Source organism: Streptomyces sp. MUM 203J, assembly GCF_022414595.1.
Classification (GTDB): domain Bacteria; phylum Actinomycetota; class Actinomycetes; order Streptomycetales; family Streptomycetaceae; genus Streptomyces.
In genome coordinates this window covers 17,323-32,596 of the sequence record NZ_JADWYO010000009.1, presented here as the reverse complement: position 1 = coordinate 32,596, position 15,274 = coordinate 17,323, and the positions used below count along the sequence as shown (strand labels likewise).

15 protein-coding genes are annotated in these 15,274 nt (G+C 71.8%); 14 read left to right on the top strand and 1 reads right to left on the bottom strand.

What is annotated here, in order from left to right:
• Positions 1–24: 24 nt before the first annotated feature.
• The 3 genes from I3F58_RS29600 to prcA are packed head-to-tail and all read left to right on the top strand — an operon-like array spanning position 25 to position 2,122.
• Positions 25–507, top strand: coding sequence for an endonuclease domain-containing protein (locus I3F58_RS29600; RefSeq protein WP_308354965.1), 483 nt, complete (start codon positions 25–27; stop codon positions 505–507).
• Complete coding sequence (gene prcB, locus I3F58_RS07750) at positions 459–1,304, top strand: proteasome subunit beta (protein ID WP_240107512.1); 846 nt, start codon at positions 459–461, stop codon at positions 1,302–1,304. Before I3F58_RS29600 ends, prcB begins: the two co-directional genes overlap by 49 nt.
• A 35-nt stretch (positions 1,305–1,339) precedes the next feature.
• Positions 1,340–2,122, top strand: a complete 783-nt coding sequence (gene prcA, locus I3F58_RS07745) for a proteasome subunit alpha (RefSeq protein ID WP_240107511.1) — start codon at positions 1,340–1,342, stop codon at positions 2,120–2,122.
• Positions 2,123–2,180: 58 nt separating this feature from the next.
• On the opposite strand, the gene I3F58_RS07740 is transcribed toward prcA, so the two are convergent.
• Positions 2,181–3,221 carry a LacI family DNA-binding transcriptional regulator gene (locus tag I3F58_RS07740; protein WP_240107510.1) on the bottom strand — a complete coding sequence of 347 codons (1,041 nt, stop codon included), beginning with the start codon at positions 3,219–3,221 and terminating at the stop codon, positions 2,181–2,183.
• A gap of 134 nt (positions 3,222–3,355) precedes the next feature.
• Between I3F58_RS07740 and I3F58_RS07735 the strand changes: the two genes are divergently transcribed.
• From I3F58_RS07735 to I3F58_RS07685, 11 genes are all read left to right on the top strand, one after another.
• The gene (locus tag I3F58_RS07735) at positions 3,356–4,666 is read left to right on the top strand and encodes an MFS transporter (protein ID WP_240107509.1); all 1,311 of its coding nucleotides are present in this window, start codon (positions 3,356–3,358) and stop codon (positions 4,664–4,666) included.
• A 54-nt stretch (positions 4,667–4,720) separates the two neighbouring features.
• A complete protein-coding gene (gene pafA / locus I3F58_RS07730; protein WP_240107508.1) occupies positions 4,721–6,082 on the top strand; it encodes a Pup--protein ligase in 1,362 nt (453 codons plus the stop codon).
• A gap of 183 nt (positions 6,083–6,265) precedes the next feature.
• Positions 6,266–7,246 (top strand): FKBP-type peptidyl-prolyl cis-trans isomerase, encoded by a 981-nt coding sequence (locus tag I3F58_RS07725; RefSeq protein ID WP_240107507.1) that lies wholly within the window; start codon positions 6,266–6,268, stop codon positions 7,244–7,246.
• Between the two features lie 73 nt (positions 7,247–7,319).
• A complete protein-coding gene (locus I3F58_RS07720; protein ID WP_240107506.1) occupies positions 7,320–7,694 on the top strand; it encodes an FKBP-type peptidyl-prolyl cis-trans isomerase in 375 nt (124 codons plus the stop codon).
• Positions 7,695–7,935: 241 nt separating this feature from the next.
• Entirely contained in the window at positions 7,936–8,922 is a 987-nt protein-coding gene (locus I3F58_RS07715; RefSeq protein WP_240107505.1) for a YafY family protein, read from the top strand.
• A gap of 75 nt (positions 8,923–8,997) precedes the next feature.
• Positions 8,998–9,957: a YafY family protein gene (locus tag I3F58_RS07710; RefSeq protein WP_240107504.1), complete on the top strand. Its 960-nt coding sequence runs from the start codon at positions 8,998–9,000 to the stop codon at positions 9,955–9,957.
• A gap of 239 nt (positions 9,958–10,196) precedes the next feature.
• A complete protein-coding gene (locus I3F58_RS07705; protein WP_240107602.1) occupies positions 10,197–10,469 on the top strand; it encodes a hypothetical protein in 273 nt (90 codons plus the stop codon).
• A gap of 73 nt (positions 10,470–10,542) precedes the next feature.
• Complete coding sequence (locus I3F58_RS07700; protein WP_240107503.1) at positions 10,543–10,755, top strand: hypothetical protein; 213 nt, start codon at positions 10,543–10,545, stop codon at positions 10,753–10,755.
• 175 nt (positions 10,756–10,930) lie between these two features.
• Positions 10,931–11,221 (top strand): Sec-independent protein translocase subunit TatA, encoded by a 291-nt coding sequence (gene tatA, locus I3F58_RS07695; protein WP_240107502.1) that lies wholly within the window; start codon positions 10,931–10,933, stop codon positions 11,219–11,221.
• 113 nt (positions 11,222–11,334) lie between these two features.
• Positions 11,335–12,291 carry a twin-arginine translocase subunit TatC gene (gene tatC, locus I3F58_RS07690; RefSeq protein ID WP_240107501.1) on the top strand — a complete coding sequence of 319 codons (957 nt, stop codon included), beginning with the start codon at positions 11,335–11,337 and terminating at the stop codon, positions 12,289–12,291.
• Positions 12,292–12,405: 114 nt separating this feature from the next.
• Positions 12,406–15,237 carry an RNA helicase gene (locus I3F58_RS07685; protein ID WP_240107500.1) on the top strand — a complete coding sequence of 944 codons (2,832 nt, stop codon included), beginning with the start codon at positions 12,406–12,408 and terminating at the stop codon, positions 15,235–15,237.
• Positions 15,238–15,274 lie beyond the last annotated feature (37 nt).

Sequence of the window (15,274 nt, the reverse complement as noted above, 5' to 3'; positions counted from 1 at the left end):
ACCGAAGGTCAAGTGGGGTTCTGAGTGACGAAGACGGGGGGAGCGAAGCGCTGTGCGCGGCGCCGTCAGGCCAAACCGCGCGCAGCGTTCGCATCGAACCGGTCGCTGGAGGACGGCGCGCCGTCCTGCTGCCGAGAACGCCCGGGGAGCCGGGGGCGGAACCGGACCGCGTCCGGCGCTCTGCCGACGGCCCGCGGGGAGTACCCGAAGGCCGGGGGCCGCACAGGCCGTCCCCTGCGGGGGTACGGTCTCACGGAGGCGGAGTGCAACGCCGTGACGGAGGCGCGGGGCGGGGTACGCGCGGTCCGCTTGTCCTGGCCCCCCGAGGATGTGGATCATTGTCACAGGACGGGTAGGGTCCGTGGCGTACCGTGCTCCGGCCGCGAGCCGGTCATCGGCAAGTATCGAGACGATCCCGACGTCGCCCGTCGGGCAGCCGCATATCTGGAGGGGAACTCGTGGAAGCCAACACTCCCAGCACAGGGCGTCTGCCGGCTGCCTTCCTGACGCCCGGGTCCTCGTCCTTCATGGACTTCCTGGGCGAGCACTCGCCCGAGCTGCTGCCGGGGCGGCGGGCGCTGCCGCCGGTGCAGGGGGCCATCGAGGTGCCGCACGGGACCACGATCGTCGCCGTCACGTTCCCCGGGGGCGTGGTGCTGGCCGGTGACCGGCGGGCGACGATGGGCAACATGATCGCGCAGCGGGACATCGAGAAGGTGTTCCCGGCGGACGAGTACTCGGCCGTCGGCATCGCCGGCACGGCGGGCCTCGCAGTGGAGATGGTGAAGCTGTTCCAGCTGGAGCTGGAGCACTTCGAGAAGGTCGAGGGGACGCAGCTCTCGCTGGAGGGCAAGGCGAACCGGCTGTCGACGATGATCCGCAGCAACCTGGGCATGGCCATGCAGGGCCTCGCCGTGATCCCGCTGTTCGCGGGCTGGGACCTGGACCGCGAGAAGGGCCGCATCTTCTCGTACGACGTGACCGGCGGGCGCTCCGAGGAACCGGGATACGCGGCCACCGGCTCCGGTTCGCTCTTCGCCCGCGGGTCCATGAAGAAGCTCTACCGCGAGGACCTGACCGAGCAGCAGGCGGTCACCCTGGTGGTGCAGGCGCTGTACGACGCGGCGGACGACGATTCCGCGACCGGCGGCCCGGACATGGCCCGGCGGATCTTCCCGATCGTCGCGGTGATCACTGACGAGGGGTACCGGCGGCTCACCGGGGAGGAGTCGTCCGAGGTCGCCCGGTCGGTCCTGGAGCGCCGCCTGGAGCAGCCGGACGGCCCCCGCGCCGAGCTGCTCTGATGAACCCGCCACTGACAGAAAGGGACGGATAGCCTGTGTCGACGCCGTTCTATGTCTCACCCCAGCAGGCCATGGCCGACCGGGCGGAGTACGCCCGGAAGGGCATCGCCCGGGGCCGCAGCCTTGTCGTGATGCAGTATGCCGACGGCATCGTCTTCGTCGGCGAGAACCCGTCCCGCGCGCTGCACAAGTTCAGCGAGATCTACGACCGGATCGGCTTCGCCGCCGCGGGCAAGTACAACGAGTACGAGAACCTGCGGATCGGCGGGGTCCGTTACGCCGATCTGCGCGGCTACACGTACGACCGCGACGACGTCACCGCGCGCGGTCTGGCGAACGTGTACGCGCAGACGCTGGGCACGATCTTCTCCAGTGCCGGTGAGAAGCCGTACGAGGTGGAGCTGGTCGTCGCGGAGGTGGGGGAGTCGCCCGAGGGCGACCAGATCTACCGCCTCCCGCATGACGGGTCGATCGTCGACGAGCACGGTTCGGTCGCGGTCGGCGGCAACGCCGAGCAGATCAGCGGCTTCCTGGACCAGCGGCACCGCGACGGGATGTCCCTGGCGGAGGCGCTGAAGCTAGCGGTGCAGGCGCTGTCGCGGGACACCAGCGGCGGTGAGCGGGAGATTCCCGCCGAGCGGCTGGAGGTGGCGGTCCTGGACCGTACGCGTCCGCAGAGCCGGAAGTTCAAGCGGATCGTCGGGCGGCAGCTCGCGCGGCTGCTGGCCGCCGAGGAGCCGGCCAGCACGCCGACGGACGCCGAGTCCGACGAGGGGGAGGGCGAGGGCCCCGGGGAGACCCCTCTGACGAAGCCGTAACCCCCGGTCGCGTCGCTGTGCCCCGGCTCGCCCTGCGGCGGACCGGGGCACCGGCGCGTCAGGGGCCGTTCCGTGCCTCGGGCGGCGGGGCCGTCGAGTCGCGGGCCATCAGGGTGACCGGGAGGTCGCCGGTCTCGGGGGTGCGGCCCTCCAGGACAGCGAGCAGGGCCTGCATGCCGCGTTCCCCGATGCGTTCGGCGGGGAGCCGTACGGTGGTCAGCTCGGGTTCCAGGGCGGTCGCCAGGGCCAGGTCGTCGAAGCCGGTGACCGAGACGTCCTCCGGGACCCGCAGCCCCAGGCGCCGCGCCGCCTTGCAGGCGCCCGCCGCCAGGATGTCGTCGTCGCAGATGAGTGCGGTGGGCCGGGGGCCGGGCGCGGTGAGGGCGCGCTCGGCGGCGGCGCGCGCTCCCGGGACGTCCAGGGGCGTGGTGGCGGTGCGGAGCGTGATGCCGCGGCGGCCGTTCAGCCGGTCGGCCAGGGCGCGGGCGCGGACGTGGAAGGTCCAGGACGGCACGGCCGAGGCCAGGTGCAGGAAGTGCCGGTGGCCGAGGTCCAGCAGGTGGTCGGTGATCTGGCGCATGCCGTCCGCGACGTCGAGATTGACGCGGGCGGCGGGGCCGGGGTCTGCGGGATCGCTGTCCAGCATGACGAGGGGCAGGTCGGTGCCACGGATGGCGGTGAGGGCGTCGGCGGCCATGGAGGAGGCGATGACTCCGTCCAGGGCGGCGCGCGCGGAGGCGAAGGGGTCCTTTGCGGGGCCGGTGCCCTCCGGTGACGGGTAGAGGACGACACCGAAGTCGTGCCGGGCGGCGACGGTGGCGGCGCCGGTGTAGACGCGGGCGAAGAACTCGCCGCTGAGAGCGGGCACGACCAGCAGGGCGGTGCGGGTGCGGCCCAGGCGCAGGGTGCGGGCGGCCAGATTGGGGCGGTAGCCGAGGTCGTCCGCGGTGCGGCGGACGAGTGCGGCCGTGCGTTCGGAGACCCGGCCGCGCCACTTGTCGCCGAGCACGAGCGAGACGGTGGCCTGCGAGACCTGGGCGGCCCGGGCGACGTCGCGGCTGGTGGGGCGGGCCCCGCGGTGGGGTTCCGGGGACGTCACATCTGGCTCCCTGTGCCGGCTGGGTGGACCTCTGGATGCGGACATGGTACGTATGACGGACCACGAAGTTATACGTAAAACCCCTGCGGTCGGCCGAAGAGCGGACACAGGGGGGAGGGGCAGGGGTTCCGGACATGGGCGCGGCAGGCGGCGGATACGCCGACATCCTCAGGGCTCCACATGCCGTGCGGCTGCTGGTGGGCACCCTGGTGGGGCGGCTGCCGAACGGCACCGCGCATGTGGCGATCGTGCTGTTCACCCGGGCGGAGGGCGGCAGTTACAGCCTGGCGGGCGCCCTGGCGGCGGTGTACGGGCTGGCGACGGCGCTGGGACAGCCGGTGCTGGGCCGGGCGGTGGACCTGTACGGCCAGCCCCGGGTACAGCTCCCGGCGGCGGTGGTGTCCGCGGCGGGCATGGCGGCGCTGGCCGCGGTCGGGATCGGGACGCTGCCGTCGGCGTTCGCGGCCGTCGTGGTGGCCGGGCTGTTCACACCGCCGCTGGAGGGCGGACTGCGGGCGCTGTGGCCGAGTGTGCTGGGCCGGGAGGACCGGGTGCACCGGGCGTACGCGCTGGACGCGGTGGCGCAGGAGGTGATGTTCACCGTCGGGCCGCTGCTGGTGACGCTGCTGGTGTGGCTGTGGTCGCCCGCGGCGGCGCTGCTCGTGATCAACGTGGTGGGGCTGCTGGGGGCGCTGTCGGTGGTGGTCTCCGAGCCCTCGCGGGCGTGGCGGTCGGAGCCCCGCGAGGCGCACTGGCTGGGGGCGCTGCGGTCGCGTGGTCTGCTGGCGCTGCTGGGTGCGTTCTTCTTCGTGGGGCTGGCGCTGGGTTCCATCACGGTGGCGGCGATGGCGTACGCGGAGGACGGGCACGGCGGCGAGGGCGTGTACGGGGTGCTGATGGCGGCGCTGGGGCTGGGCGCACTGGTGGGCGGGCTGGTGTACGGGGCCCGGCCTTGGGCGGGGGCGCCCGAGGCGCGGCTGCGGGTGCTGGTGGGGCTGCTGGCACTGGGCTACGCACCGCTGCTGCTGACAGCCGGGCCGGTGGTGATGGCCGTGCTGGCCGGGGTGGCCGGAGTGTTCCTGGCTCCGGCGATCGCCTGCGCGTTCATCGTCGTGGACCGGCACGCGCCGCGCGGGACGGTGACGGAGGCGTTCTCCTGGCTGGTGACGACGTTCGGGGTGGGTGCGGCGGTGGGAACGGCCGCCGCCGGCCCGGCGGTCGAGCTGTCGGGGGTGCCCGCCGGGTTCGCGGTCGCCGTGGCCGGTGGTGCGGCGGCGCTGCTGGTGCTGCTGCTGACGGGGCGGGCACTGGCGGTGGCCGTGCCCGGCGGGGCGGTGGCAGCGGGCGGCGAGGGCCTGGTGGACCGCGCCGCGGCCGCGGCCGCAGGGGACGAGGGGACGGCGGTGGCGCCGGGTGCCGTCGTCCGAGTTCCGGAAACTGAGTGAAACGGTCCTGCCCAACCCGGTTTGCGCGGGGGCGCTGAGGCGTAATGTTCAGTCATGGACCGCCGCATTTTCGGGCTGGAGAACGAGTACGGCGTCACGTGCACGTTCAGGGGACAGCGCCGTCTGTCGCCGGACGAAGTGGCGCGCTACCTCTTCCGCCGTGTCGTGTCATGGGGCCGCAGCAGCAACGTGTTTCTGCGCAACGGGGCCCGGCTGTACCTCGACGTGGGCTCGCATCCGGAATACGCGACGCCGGAATGCGACAACGTCGTGGAGCTGGTCACACATGACAAGGCCGGTGAGCGCATTCTGGAAGGTCTGCTCGTGGACGCCGAACGCCGCCTGCACGAGGAGGGAATCGCGGGCGACGTCTACCTCTTCAAGAACAACACCGACTCGGCGGGCAACTCCTATGGTTGCCACGAGAACTATCTTGTCGCCCGGCACGGGGAGTTCTCGCGGCTGGCGGACATCCTGATCCCGTTTCTCGTGACCCGCCAGCTGCTGTGCGGTGCCGGCAAGGTGCTGCAGACGCCGCGCGGGGCGGTGTACTGCGTCAGCCAGCGTGCGGAGCACATCTGGGAGGGCGTCAGCTCCGCGACGACCCGTTCGCGGCCCATCATCAACACCCGGGACGAGCCGCACGCCGACGCGGAGCGGTACCGCCGACTGCATGTCATCGTCGGTGACTCCAACATGTCCGAGACGACGATGCTGCTGAAGGTCGGTGCGACGGACCTGGTGCTGCGCATGATCGAGGCGGGCACCGTCATGCGGGATCTCACGCTGGAGAACCCGATCCGGGCGATCCGCGAGGTCAGCCACGACATCACGGGCCAGCGCAAGGTGCGGCTGGCCAACGGGCGCGAGGCCTCGGCGCTGGAGGTGCAGCGCGAGTACTACGAGAAGGCCGCCGACTTCGTCGACCGGCGCGGTATCCGCACGGGCACGGTCGAGCGGGTCCTGGAGCTGTGGGGCCGCACGCTGGACGCGATCGAGTCGGAGGAGCTGGACCGGATCGCCACGGAGATCGACTGGGTGATGAAGTACAAGCTCCTGGAGCGGTACCGGGCCAAGCACAACATGACGATGTCGCACCCGAGGGTCGCGCAGATAGACCTCGCGTACCACGACATCCACCGGCGCCGGGGGCTGTACTACCTGCTGGAGAAGAAGGGGCAGGCGGCCCGGGTCTGCAACGACCTGAAGATCTTCGAGGGCAAGTCGGTGCCGCCGCAGACGACTCGGGCGCGGCTGCGCGGCGACTTCATCCGGAGGGCGCAGGAGCAGCGCCGGGACTTCACGGTCGACTGGGTGCACCTGAAGCTGAACGACCAGGCACAGCGGACCGTGCTGTGCAAGGACCCGTTCCGTTCGGTGGACGACCGGGTGGAGAAGCTGATCGCCGGGATGTGAGCCGCCGGGCCGTGCTTCACGGGCCCCGTGCCGTGGGAGCGGTGCGGGGCCTTCGGCGTGTGCGGGGGCGGGACGGAACGCGGTGGGGGGTGCACACGTTGCTCGTGTGGCGCGTCCTTGACGCCGTAAAGTGGCGCGCACGTCAACCGCAAGACCGACCACCGACCAGATACGAGGCTTCCCGTGCGTCGTCGCTCCCTTCTTCTCACCGTGCCCGCCGGCCTGCTCACGCTCGCGGGCTGCGGTGACGGCAGCTCAGACAAGGCCCAGCCCGGTGACAGCCCGTCCGCCGAGGCCTCGCCCACGGCGAGCGCGAAGGTCGTGGACGGTCCGCTGCCGGAGATCACGGCCGGGACGAAGTTCGGTGAGAAGCCGACCGTGGCGAAGGGCCCCGGCAAGCCGTCCACGGATCTGGCCGTGAAGACGGTGCTGCCCGGCTCGGGCACCTCGGTCGCGGAGGGCGACTACGTGCAGGCCGACTACCTGGGCCAGATCTGGGACACGGCGCAGGTCTTCGACAACTCGTACGACCGGGGGGAGCCGCTGGTCATCCGGCTCCAGCAGGGCAGCGTGATCGACGGCTGGCGGATCGGCCTGGCCGGGAAGAAGGTCGGCAGCCGCGTCGAGATGGCGATCCCGCCGGCGCTCGGATACGGCTCCGAGGGGCGCCCCGGCATCAAGGGCACCGACACCATGGTGTTCGTCATCGACGTCCGGGACACCTTCAACGGCAAGAGCTCCGCCAAGGGCGAGGAGGTCGCGCAGAGCGACGCGAAACTTCCCGAGGTCGGCACCAACACCGACGGCAAGGCGCCCGAGATCACGGTGCCGAAGGCCGACGCGCCCAAGAAGCTCGTCTCGCAGTACATCCTGGAGGGCGACGGCCCCGAGGTGAAGCTGGAGGACAAGCTGCTCCTCCAGTACAAGGGCGTCCTCTGGGACGGCGGCAAGGAGTTCGACTCCACCTACGCGCGCGGCGAGCTCGCCGAGTTCCCGCTCCAGCAGCTCATCAAGGGCTGGCAGGACGGCCTCACCGGCAAGAAGGTCGGCAGCCGCGTCATGCTGGTGGTGCCGCCGGACCTCGGCTACGGAGACCAGGAGTCCGGGGCCATCCCGGCCAACTCCACGCTGGTGTTCTCGCTCGACATCCTGGCGAAGGTGTGAGCCTGTCTTCGCGTCAGTGGCGGAGATGTAAGACTGTGCAGGTTGTGCACACGCGATCAACAGGAGCACGTTCGTGAACATCGACAAGCCGGAGATCGACTTCCCGGAGGGCCCGGCGCCGAAGGACCTGGAGATCCAGGACATCTGGGAGGGCGAGGGCCCCGAGGCCAAGGCCGGTGCCATGGTGAAGGTCCACTACGTGGGTGTCTCCTTCTCCACGGGTGAGGAGTTCGACGCCTCCTGGAACCGCGGCAAGCCGCTGGAGTTCCAGCTCGGTGCCGGTCAGGTCATCCAGGGCTGGGACCGGGGCGTGCAGGGCATGAAGGTCGGAGGCCGCCGCAAGCTGGTCATCCCGCCGCACCTGGCCTACGGCGACCGCGGAGCCGGTGGCGGCCGGATCGCGCCCGGCGAGACGCTGATCTTCGTCTGCGACCTCGTGGCCGTCTGAATCCGGCCCGGGTGTCCGCTCGGAGCCGATCGAGGGCCCGCGCCTCCCGGCGCGGGCCCTCGTGGCTTCCTCCCGGCCCACGGACCGCCGGACTCCCCGGCCGCGACCTGGTGTTCGTCTGCCGCGACTCCCGTTCGGGCCGACACGGGGGCGACTTTTCCCGGGACACCCCGGGGCGGTACGGTCATCGGGCGATAGTGACTCGCGATAGTGACTCCATACGAAGAGGTGCTGGGCGTCGATGGCCATTGCCAAGGCCGAGCGGCTGATGAATCTCGCGCTGTGCCTGCTGGGCACCGGCAGACCGCTCAGCAAACGGGAACTGCGCGGCTCCATCGAGGCCTACCGGGAGGCGTTCGGCCACGGGGACGGCGCCGCCCAGACCTCCGAGGACTCCTTCAACCGCATGTTCGAGCGGGACAAGGACGACCTGCGGGAGCTGGGCCTGGTCATCGAGACCGTGGAGAACCTGGAGGGTGAGACCGGCTACCTCGCCCGCCGGGACTCCAACCGCCTCCCGCCCGTCCAGCTCGACGCCGAGGAGGCCGCCGCCCTCGGTCTGGCCGCCAAGGTGTGGCAGCAGGCCCGGCTCGCCGGAGCCGCCAGCGGCGCCCTCCAGAAGCTGCGCGCCGCCGGGATGCCCGAGGCCGACGACCCCTACGAGGACCGGGCGGGCGCGCTCGAACCGCGCATCCCCGTGCACGAGGCCGCGTTCGAGCCCCTCATGCTCGCCTGCCGCGACCGGCGCCCCGTCGTCTTCCCCTACCGCAGGTCCAACGCCGCCCACGCCGAGAACCGGCAGGTCGAGCCCTGGACCCTGGAGTGCTGGCGCGGCCACTGGTACCTGGCGGGCTGGGACCGCGACCGGGGTGCCGAACGGGTCTTCCGGCTGTCCCGGATCAGCGGCAAGGTCCGCTCCCGGGCGGGGAAGTACACCGCGCCCGTGCCGGACGTGTCCACCGTCCGCGAGACCGTGGAACGCTGGGCCGGGGAGAGCGCGACCCGTACCGCACGGATCCGGCTGCGCGCGGGCTGCGGATATCCGCTGCGCGCCCGCGCCCTGTCCGTGCGCGACGCCGGGGACGGCTGGGACGAGCTGGAGATCCCGTACGGGCACGGGCTGGACGCCTGGCTGGTCGAGTTCGGCCCGGATGTCGTCGTCCGGGAGCCCGCCGACCTCCGGGCCGAAGTGGTGGAGCGGCTGCGGGCCGTCGCCGGGGGCCGCTGAGCCCGTCGCCCCTCGGGGACGTACTGCTCAGGGACAGCCAGGAACTGCTGAAGGAAACGGACGGACGAGCGAGCGATGGCGCCCAACGCGATCGACCAGACCAGGCGGATGCTCTCCCTGGTGACCTATCTGCGGGAACGCCCCGGTGCACACGTCGGGGACGTGGCCCGCGCCTTCGGCATCACCGAGGCCGAGCTGATCGCGGACCTCGACGTGCTGCCCATGTGCGGCACCAGCTTCCGGGGCGGTGACCTGCTCGACATCGACACGGACGGCGAGCAGATCTGGTGGCACAACCCCGACGACGTGGCCGCGCCGCTGCGCCTCGCCGCCGACGAGGCCACCGCCCTGCTGGTCGCCGCCCGGGCCGTGGCCACACTCCCGGGGCTGCGCGAGGGCGACCGCGAGGCGCTGCTGCGGGCCACCGCCAAGCTGGAGGCCGCGGCCGGGGAGGCGGCGGGCGCCAGCTCCCGGCTGTCGGTGACCTTCGAGGCCGAGGGCGGAGTGTTCGCGGAGGTCGACCGGGCCATCTCCGAACGGCGGCGGCTGTGGCTGCGCTACTACTCGCCCGCCCGCGACGAGCTCACCGAGCGTGAGGTGGACCCGATCCGGCTGTTCGCCGTGGGCCACACCTACATGGAGGCGTGGTGCCGGCTGTCGGAGGCGCGACGCACCTTCCGGCTGGACCGGGTGGCCGAGATCCGGCTGCTGGACGCGCCGTCCGCGCCGCCCGAGATCGAGCTGCGGGACCTGTCCGAGGGCCTGGTCCAGCCGTCCGCCGACGATCCGGAGGTCGTCGTGGAGGTCGGTCCCGGGGGACGGTGGGTCGCGGAGTACTACCCGCACGACAAGGCGGAGGAGCTGCCCGACGGCGGGCTCAGGATCACGCTCCGCACCCCGGACCCGGCGTCCCTGCGGCGGCTGGCGCTGCGGCTGGGCCGGGACGGGCGGATCACCGCCCCGGCCGGGCTCGCGGAGAGCGCCCGCCTCGCCGCGCGGGAGGCGCTGGCCGCGTACGACGAGGCGGCGGCGTGACGCCCCATCGGCGGCGGTCGGACCGGGGACGCACACCGGGGCGGCGGTCCGCGCGGTGACGTACGACACGGGGGAGTCCGGTGTGGTGACGGATGCCGTCGTGCCCGGTACGGGGGCGGTCCGTCACGGCGCGCTCGGCGTGGAGGCGGCCGATGCCGTCGCGGCCGGGGCCGAGGCGGCGTGTGCCGTCGGACACCGTGCGGAGGCGGGGAAGAAGGGAGAGCGGAGACATGGGTGACATGCGAGACAGGGCCGGGCGCTCGCTGCTGCCCGGAGTCCCGGCACAGCGCGGCGCGGTCGTGTTCAAGGCCGCCTGCCCCGAGTGCCGCGCCCGCCTCGAACTCGCGGCGGGATCGCTGCGCCTCGCCATCGGCGCGAGCCGCCGTACCACCTTCTACTCCTTCACCTGTCCCGAGTGCGGCTCCGCCGTCCGCAAGCCCGCCGGGGAGCGGATCATCGAGCTCCTCACCGGCGGTGGGGTGCGGACGCTGCGGCTCCACTCGACGGTCTGACCCGCGACCGGCTGCGACCGGCCTGCGTCCGGCTCCTGTCGGGCGTGCGTCTGACAGGGACTAGGCTCTGCGCATGCTCTGGCCCATGCTCGCCGTCGCCCTGGGGTTTCTCGGGATCGCCGTCCTCGGCGTCCTCGGTATCCGGGTGTTCATCGAGGCCCGCCGCCTCGGCCGTCAAGTGACCGACGCCACACAGCGGCTCGGCCGCGCCGCCGACGACCTGGAGCGCGCGGCCACCGGCCTGGCCCGCACCGGGGAGTCCCTGCCCGGCCGCGGAAACGCCTGATCTCCGGGGCTGAACGCCCAGGTACGAGGCCATATGCGCGACCGCCGGAGGGACGCCGGGGCATTGCCGCGCGTTTACCCGCCAGGGTTACGATGACTACTCGTGCGGGCGGCTTTTCATGATCTGCGCCCACACTGTCCCGGTTCAGACGACCTCGGTCAGAAGGTAGGCAGTCATGGGGTTTCAGAACGTCGGCATCTGGCAGCTGCTCATCGTGGTGGGGATCATCGTGCTGCTGTTCGGCGCCAAGAAGCTGCCGGACGTGGCCCGTTCGCTGGGCAAGTCGGCCCGCATCCTGAAGAGCGAGGCCGCCGCCATGAAGACCGACAACTCTGCCAAGGGCGACGCGCAGGGCACCGCCGGCACCGCCGAGCAGACCGCCTCGCCGCGGACCATCCAGGCCGCCCCGGGTGACGTCGCGTCCGCCCGCCCCGTCGAGGAGCCGAAGCACACCACGCAGGGCTGACGCCCGCCTGTCCGGCTGGGGGCCGGGGGCTGTCCCCCGGAGAATGCAGACCGTAGGGAAGTGGACAGTCCGCCCGGTCGGGCGGCTGCCTTCGACGAGACAAGGGACGTGGGTTGCTCAAGTCTGCCCGCAAGAAGGACAAGAAGACCAAGGACCCCGAGGGGCGGATGCCCCTCGTCGAGCATCTGCGCGAACTGCGCGACCGGCTCGTCAAGGCGCTCCTGGCCTTCGTGCCGCTGTTCGTCGTGGCCCTGTTCTTCGCCAAGCCCATCGCGGAGTTCCTGAGCGAGCCCGTACCCGTCTGCACGAGCGGGGACGACCCGGCCGCGCAGGCCGGCCGCTGCGCGGTGCTCACGCAGATCGGCATCACCTCGCCTCTCGCGACCTTCGTCAAGGTGGCCGTGATGGCCGCCCTCGTCGCCTCCTGCCCCGTGTGGCTCTACCAGCTGTGGGCGTTCATCGCGCCGGGCCTCCACAGGCACGAGAAGAAGTACGCGGTCTCGACCGTCGCACTCGGCGTGCCGCTGTTCATGGCCGGTGCCTGGCTCGCGTACTGGATCCTGCCGAAGGCCGTGCCGATCATGCTGAGTTTCAGCATCGACGGCTCGCAGAGCCTGGTCACCGTGGACGACATGATCGGCATGACGGTCAAGCTGGTCCTCGCCTTCGGTATCGCCTTCCAGCTCCCGCTTCTGCTCGTCCTGCTCAACCTCGGCGGTGTGATCAGCGGCAGGCGGATGCTCGGCTGGTGGCGAACCATGATCATGTGCATCGCGATCTTCTCGGCGCTGGTGACCCCCACCGACGTCCTGTCGATGATCGTCCTGGCCGTTCCCATGACCGCCCTGTACTTCTCGGCCGTCGCGGTCGCGCTGCTCAACGACCGGCGCAGGCGGCGCCGCGAGGGGCCCGAACTGGCCGACGACGAGGCGTCCACGCTGGACCTGACCCCCGAGGACGTCGGCCCCGCCGACCCGGTGGGCGGCGCACGGATGCTGCCCGAGCAGGCGAGCGGTGAGGCCGACGGCTCCAGCGGGAAGCGGCTGAACGGATACGACGACATCACCTGAGGCACCCGGCCGCCGCCCCCGCCCGCGTCCGGAGGCCGGGGCGGCGGCGCCGTGAACAAGGTCGAATAAACGCTGAGCTGACTGTCGGCGCCGCCGGGTAGGCTCGATGGCAAGATGACAGACGACCACCTCACACCAGCGGAACGGTACGCGGCAGCCCGCCGCCGGGCTGCCGAGCAGGCCACCGCGCTTCACGCCTTCCGCGAGCTCTACGACTTCGAGCTGGACCCCTTCCAGATCGAGTCCTGCCGTGCCCTGGAGGACGGCAAGGGCGTGCTCGTAGCCGCTCCCACCGGCTCGGGCAAGACCATCGTCGGTGAGTTCGCCGTCCACCTCGCCCTGGAGCAGGGCCGCAAGTGCTTCTACACGACGCCGATCAAGGCGCTCTCGAACCAGAAGTACACCGACCTCGTCAAACGCTACGGCCCCGCCAAGGTCGGCCTGCTGACCGGCGACAACAGCGTCAACTCCGACGCGCCCGTGGTCGTGATGACCACCGAGGTGCTCCGCAACATGCTGTACGCGGGCTCGCAGACGCTCAGCGGCCTCGGCTACGTGGTGATGGACGAGGTCCACTACCTCTCCGACCGGTTCCGCGGCGCCGTCTGGGAAGAGGTGATCATCCACCTTCCCGAGTCGGTGACCCTGGTGTCGCTCTCCGCGACCGTGTCCAACGCCGAGGAGTTCGGTGACTGGCTGGACACCGTCCGCGGGGACACCGAGGTGATCGTCTCCGAGAGCCGTCCCGTTCCGCTGTGGCAGCACGTGCTGGCCGGACGCCGGATCTACGACCTCTTCGAGGAGGAGACCGACCACGGAGGCCGGGGGGTCGCCCGCCGCGAGGTCAACCCCGATCTCCTGCGCCTCGCGCGGATGGAGAACTCGCGCACGTACAACCCCCGCGACCGGCGGCGGGGCAAGATGGTCCGCGAGGCCGACCGGGAGCGGGAGCGCCGCCAGCGGTCGCGGATCTGGACGCCCGGCCGCGCCGAGGTCGTCGAGCGGCTCGACGCCGAGGGTCTGCTGCCCGCCATCACGTTCATCTTCAGCCGCGCGGGCTGCGAGTCCGCCGTCCAGCAGTGCCTGTACGCGGGGCTGCGGCTCAACGACGAGGAGGCCCGTCACCGGGTCCGCGAGATCGTCGAGGAGCGCACGGCCTCCATCCCGTCCGAGGACCTGCACGTCCTCGGCTACTACGAATGGCTGGAAGGCCTGGAGCGGGGCATCGCCGCGCACCACGCCGGCATGCTGCCGACCTTCAAGGAGGTCGTCGAGGAGCTGTTCGTACAGGGCCTGGTCAAGGCCGTGTTCGCCACCGAGACGCTGGCGCTCGGCATCAACATGCCCGCCCGCTCGGTGGTGCTGGAGAAGCTCGTCAAGTGGAACGGCGAGCAGCACGCCGACATCACGCCCGGCGAGTACACCCAGCTCACCGGCCGGGCCGGGCGGCGCGGCATCGACGTCGAGGGCCACGCGGTGGTGCTGTGGCAGCGCGGCATGGACCCGGGCCACCTCGCGGGCCTGGCCGGTACGCGCACTTACCCGCTGCGGTCCAGTTTCAAGCCGTCGTACAACATGGCGGTCAACCTGGTCGACCAGTTCGGCCGGCACCGCTCGCGCGAGCTGCTGGAGACGTCCTTCGCCCAGTTCCAGGCCGACCGCTCGGTGGTCGGCATCTCCCGGCAGGTGCAGCGCAACGAGGAGGGCCTGGAGGGCTACCGGGAGGGCATGACCTGTCACCTCGGGGACTTCGAGGAGTACGCCCGGCTGCGCCGCGACCTGAAGGACCGGGAGAACGAGCTGGCCAAGCAGGGCGCCGCACAGCGGCGGGCCGCCGCGGCCACTGCGCTGGAGCGGCTCAAGCCCGGTGACGTGATCCATGTGCCGACCGGCAAGTTCGCGGGCCTGGCCCTCGTCCTGGACCCCGGCCTGCCGGGCGGGCGGTCCAACGGGCACCGGGGGCTGGAGTACCACGACGGGCCGCGGCCGCTGGTGCTCACCGCCGAGCGGCAGGTCAAGCGGCTGGCCTCGATCGACTTTCCGGTGCCGGTGGAGCCGGTCGAGCGGATGCGGATCCCCCGTTCCTTCAACCCGCGCTCCCCGCAGTCGCGCCGCGACCTGGCGTCCGCGCTGCGCACCAAGGCCGGGCACCTGGTGCCGGAGCGGCACCGCAAGCGCCGCTCCGAGGCCGTCGACGACCGGGAGATCGCGCGGCTGCGCAAGGAGCTTCGGGCCCACCCCTGCCACGGCTGCGACGAGCGGGAGGACCACGCCCGCTGGGCCGAGCGCTACCACCGGCTGCAGCGGGACACCCGGCAGCTGGAGCGGCGCATCGAGGGACGGACGAACACCATCGCCCGCACCTTCGACCGGATCGTGGCACTGCTGACGGAGCTGGACTACCTGCGCGGCGATGAGGTCACCGAGCACGGCAAGCGGCTGGCCCGGCTGTACGGGGAGCTGGACCTGCTGGCCAGCGAGTGCCTGCGCGAGGGCGTCTGGGAGGGGCTCGGTCCGGCGGACCTGGCTTCCTGCGTGTCGGCGCTCGTCTACGAGGCGCGGCAGTCGGACGACGCGGTGGCGCCGAAGCTGCCCTCGGGCCAGGCGAAGGCCGCACTGGGCGAGATGGTGCGGATCTGGGGCCGGCTGGACGGTCTGGAGGAGGACTTCCGGATCAATCAGGCGGAGGGCGTGGGCCAGCGCGAGCCGGACATGGGGTTCGCCTGGGCGGTCCACCAGTGGGCGTCCGGCAAGGGCCTGGACGAGGTGCTGCGTGAGGCGGAGATGCCGGCGGGCGACTTCGTGCGCTGGTGCAAGCAGGTCATCGACGTGCTCGGCCAGATCGCGGCAGCGGCGCCTTCGGAGGGCAGCACGGTCGCGAGGAACGCCCGCAAGGCCGTGGACGGGTTGCTGCGGGGCGTGGTGGCGTACAGCTCGGTGGGCTGACGACAGCTCAGGAGAATCGCGGCCCCTGCCCGGTCGG

Bases quoted from the DNA above. Each gene is read 5' to 3' on its own strand.
- I3F58_RS07735 (WP_240107509.1), top strand. From the start codon at position 3,356: ATGGGCGCGGCAGGCGGCGGATACGCCGACATCCTCAGGGCTCCACAT.
- pafA (WP_240107508.1), top strand. From the start codon at position 4,721: ATGGACCGCCGCATTTTCGGGCTGGAGAACGAGTACGGCGTCACGTGC.
- I3F58_RS07715 (WP_240107505.1), top strand. From the start codon at position 7,936: ATGGCCATTGCCAAGGCCGAGCGGCTGATGAATCTCGCGCTGTGCCTG.
- I3F58_RS07710 (WP_240107504.1), top strand. From the start codon at position 8,998: ATGGCGCCCAACGCGATCGACCAGACCAGGCGGATGCTCTCCCTGGTG.
- I3F58_RS07705 (WP_240107602.1), top strand. From the start codon at position 10,197: ATGCGAGACAGGGCCGGGCGCTCGCTGCTGCCCGGAGTCCCGGCACAG.
- I3F58_RS07700 (WP_240107503.1), top strand. From the start codon at position 10,543: ATGCTCTGGCCCATGCTCGCCGTCGCCCTGGGGTTTCTCGGGATCGCC.
- tatA (WP_240107502.1), top strand. From the start codon at position 10,931: ATGGGGTTTCAGAACGTCGGCATCTGGCAGCTGCTCATCGTGGTGGGG.
- I3F58_RS07685 (WP_240107500.1), top strand. From the start codon at position 12,406: ATGACAGACGACCACCTCACACCAGCGGAACGGTACGCGGCAGCCCGC.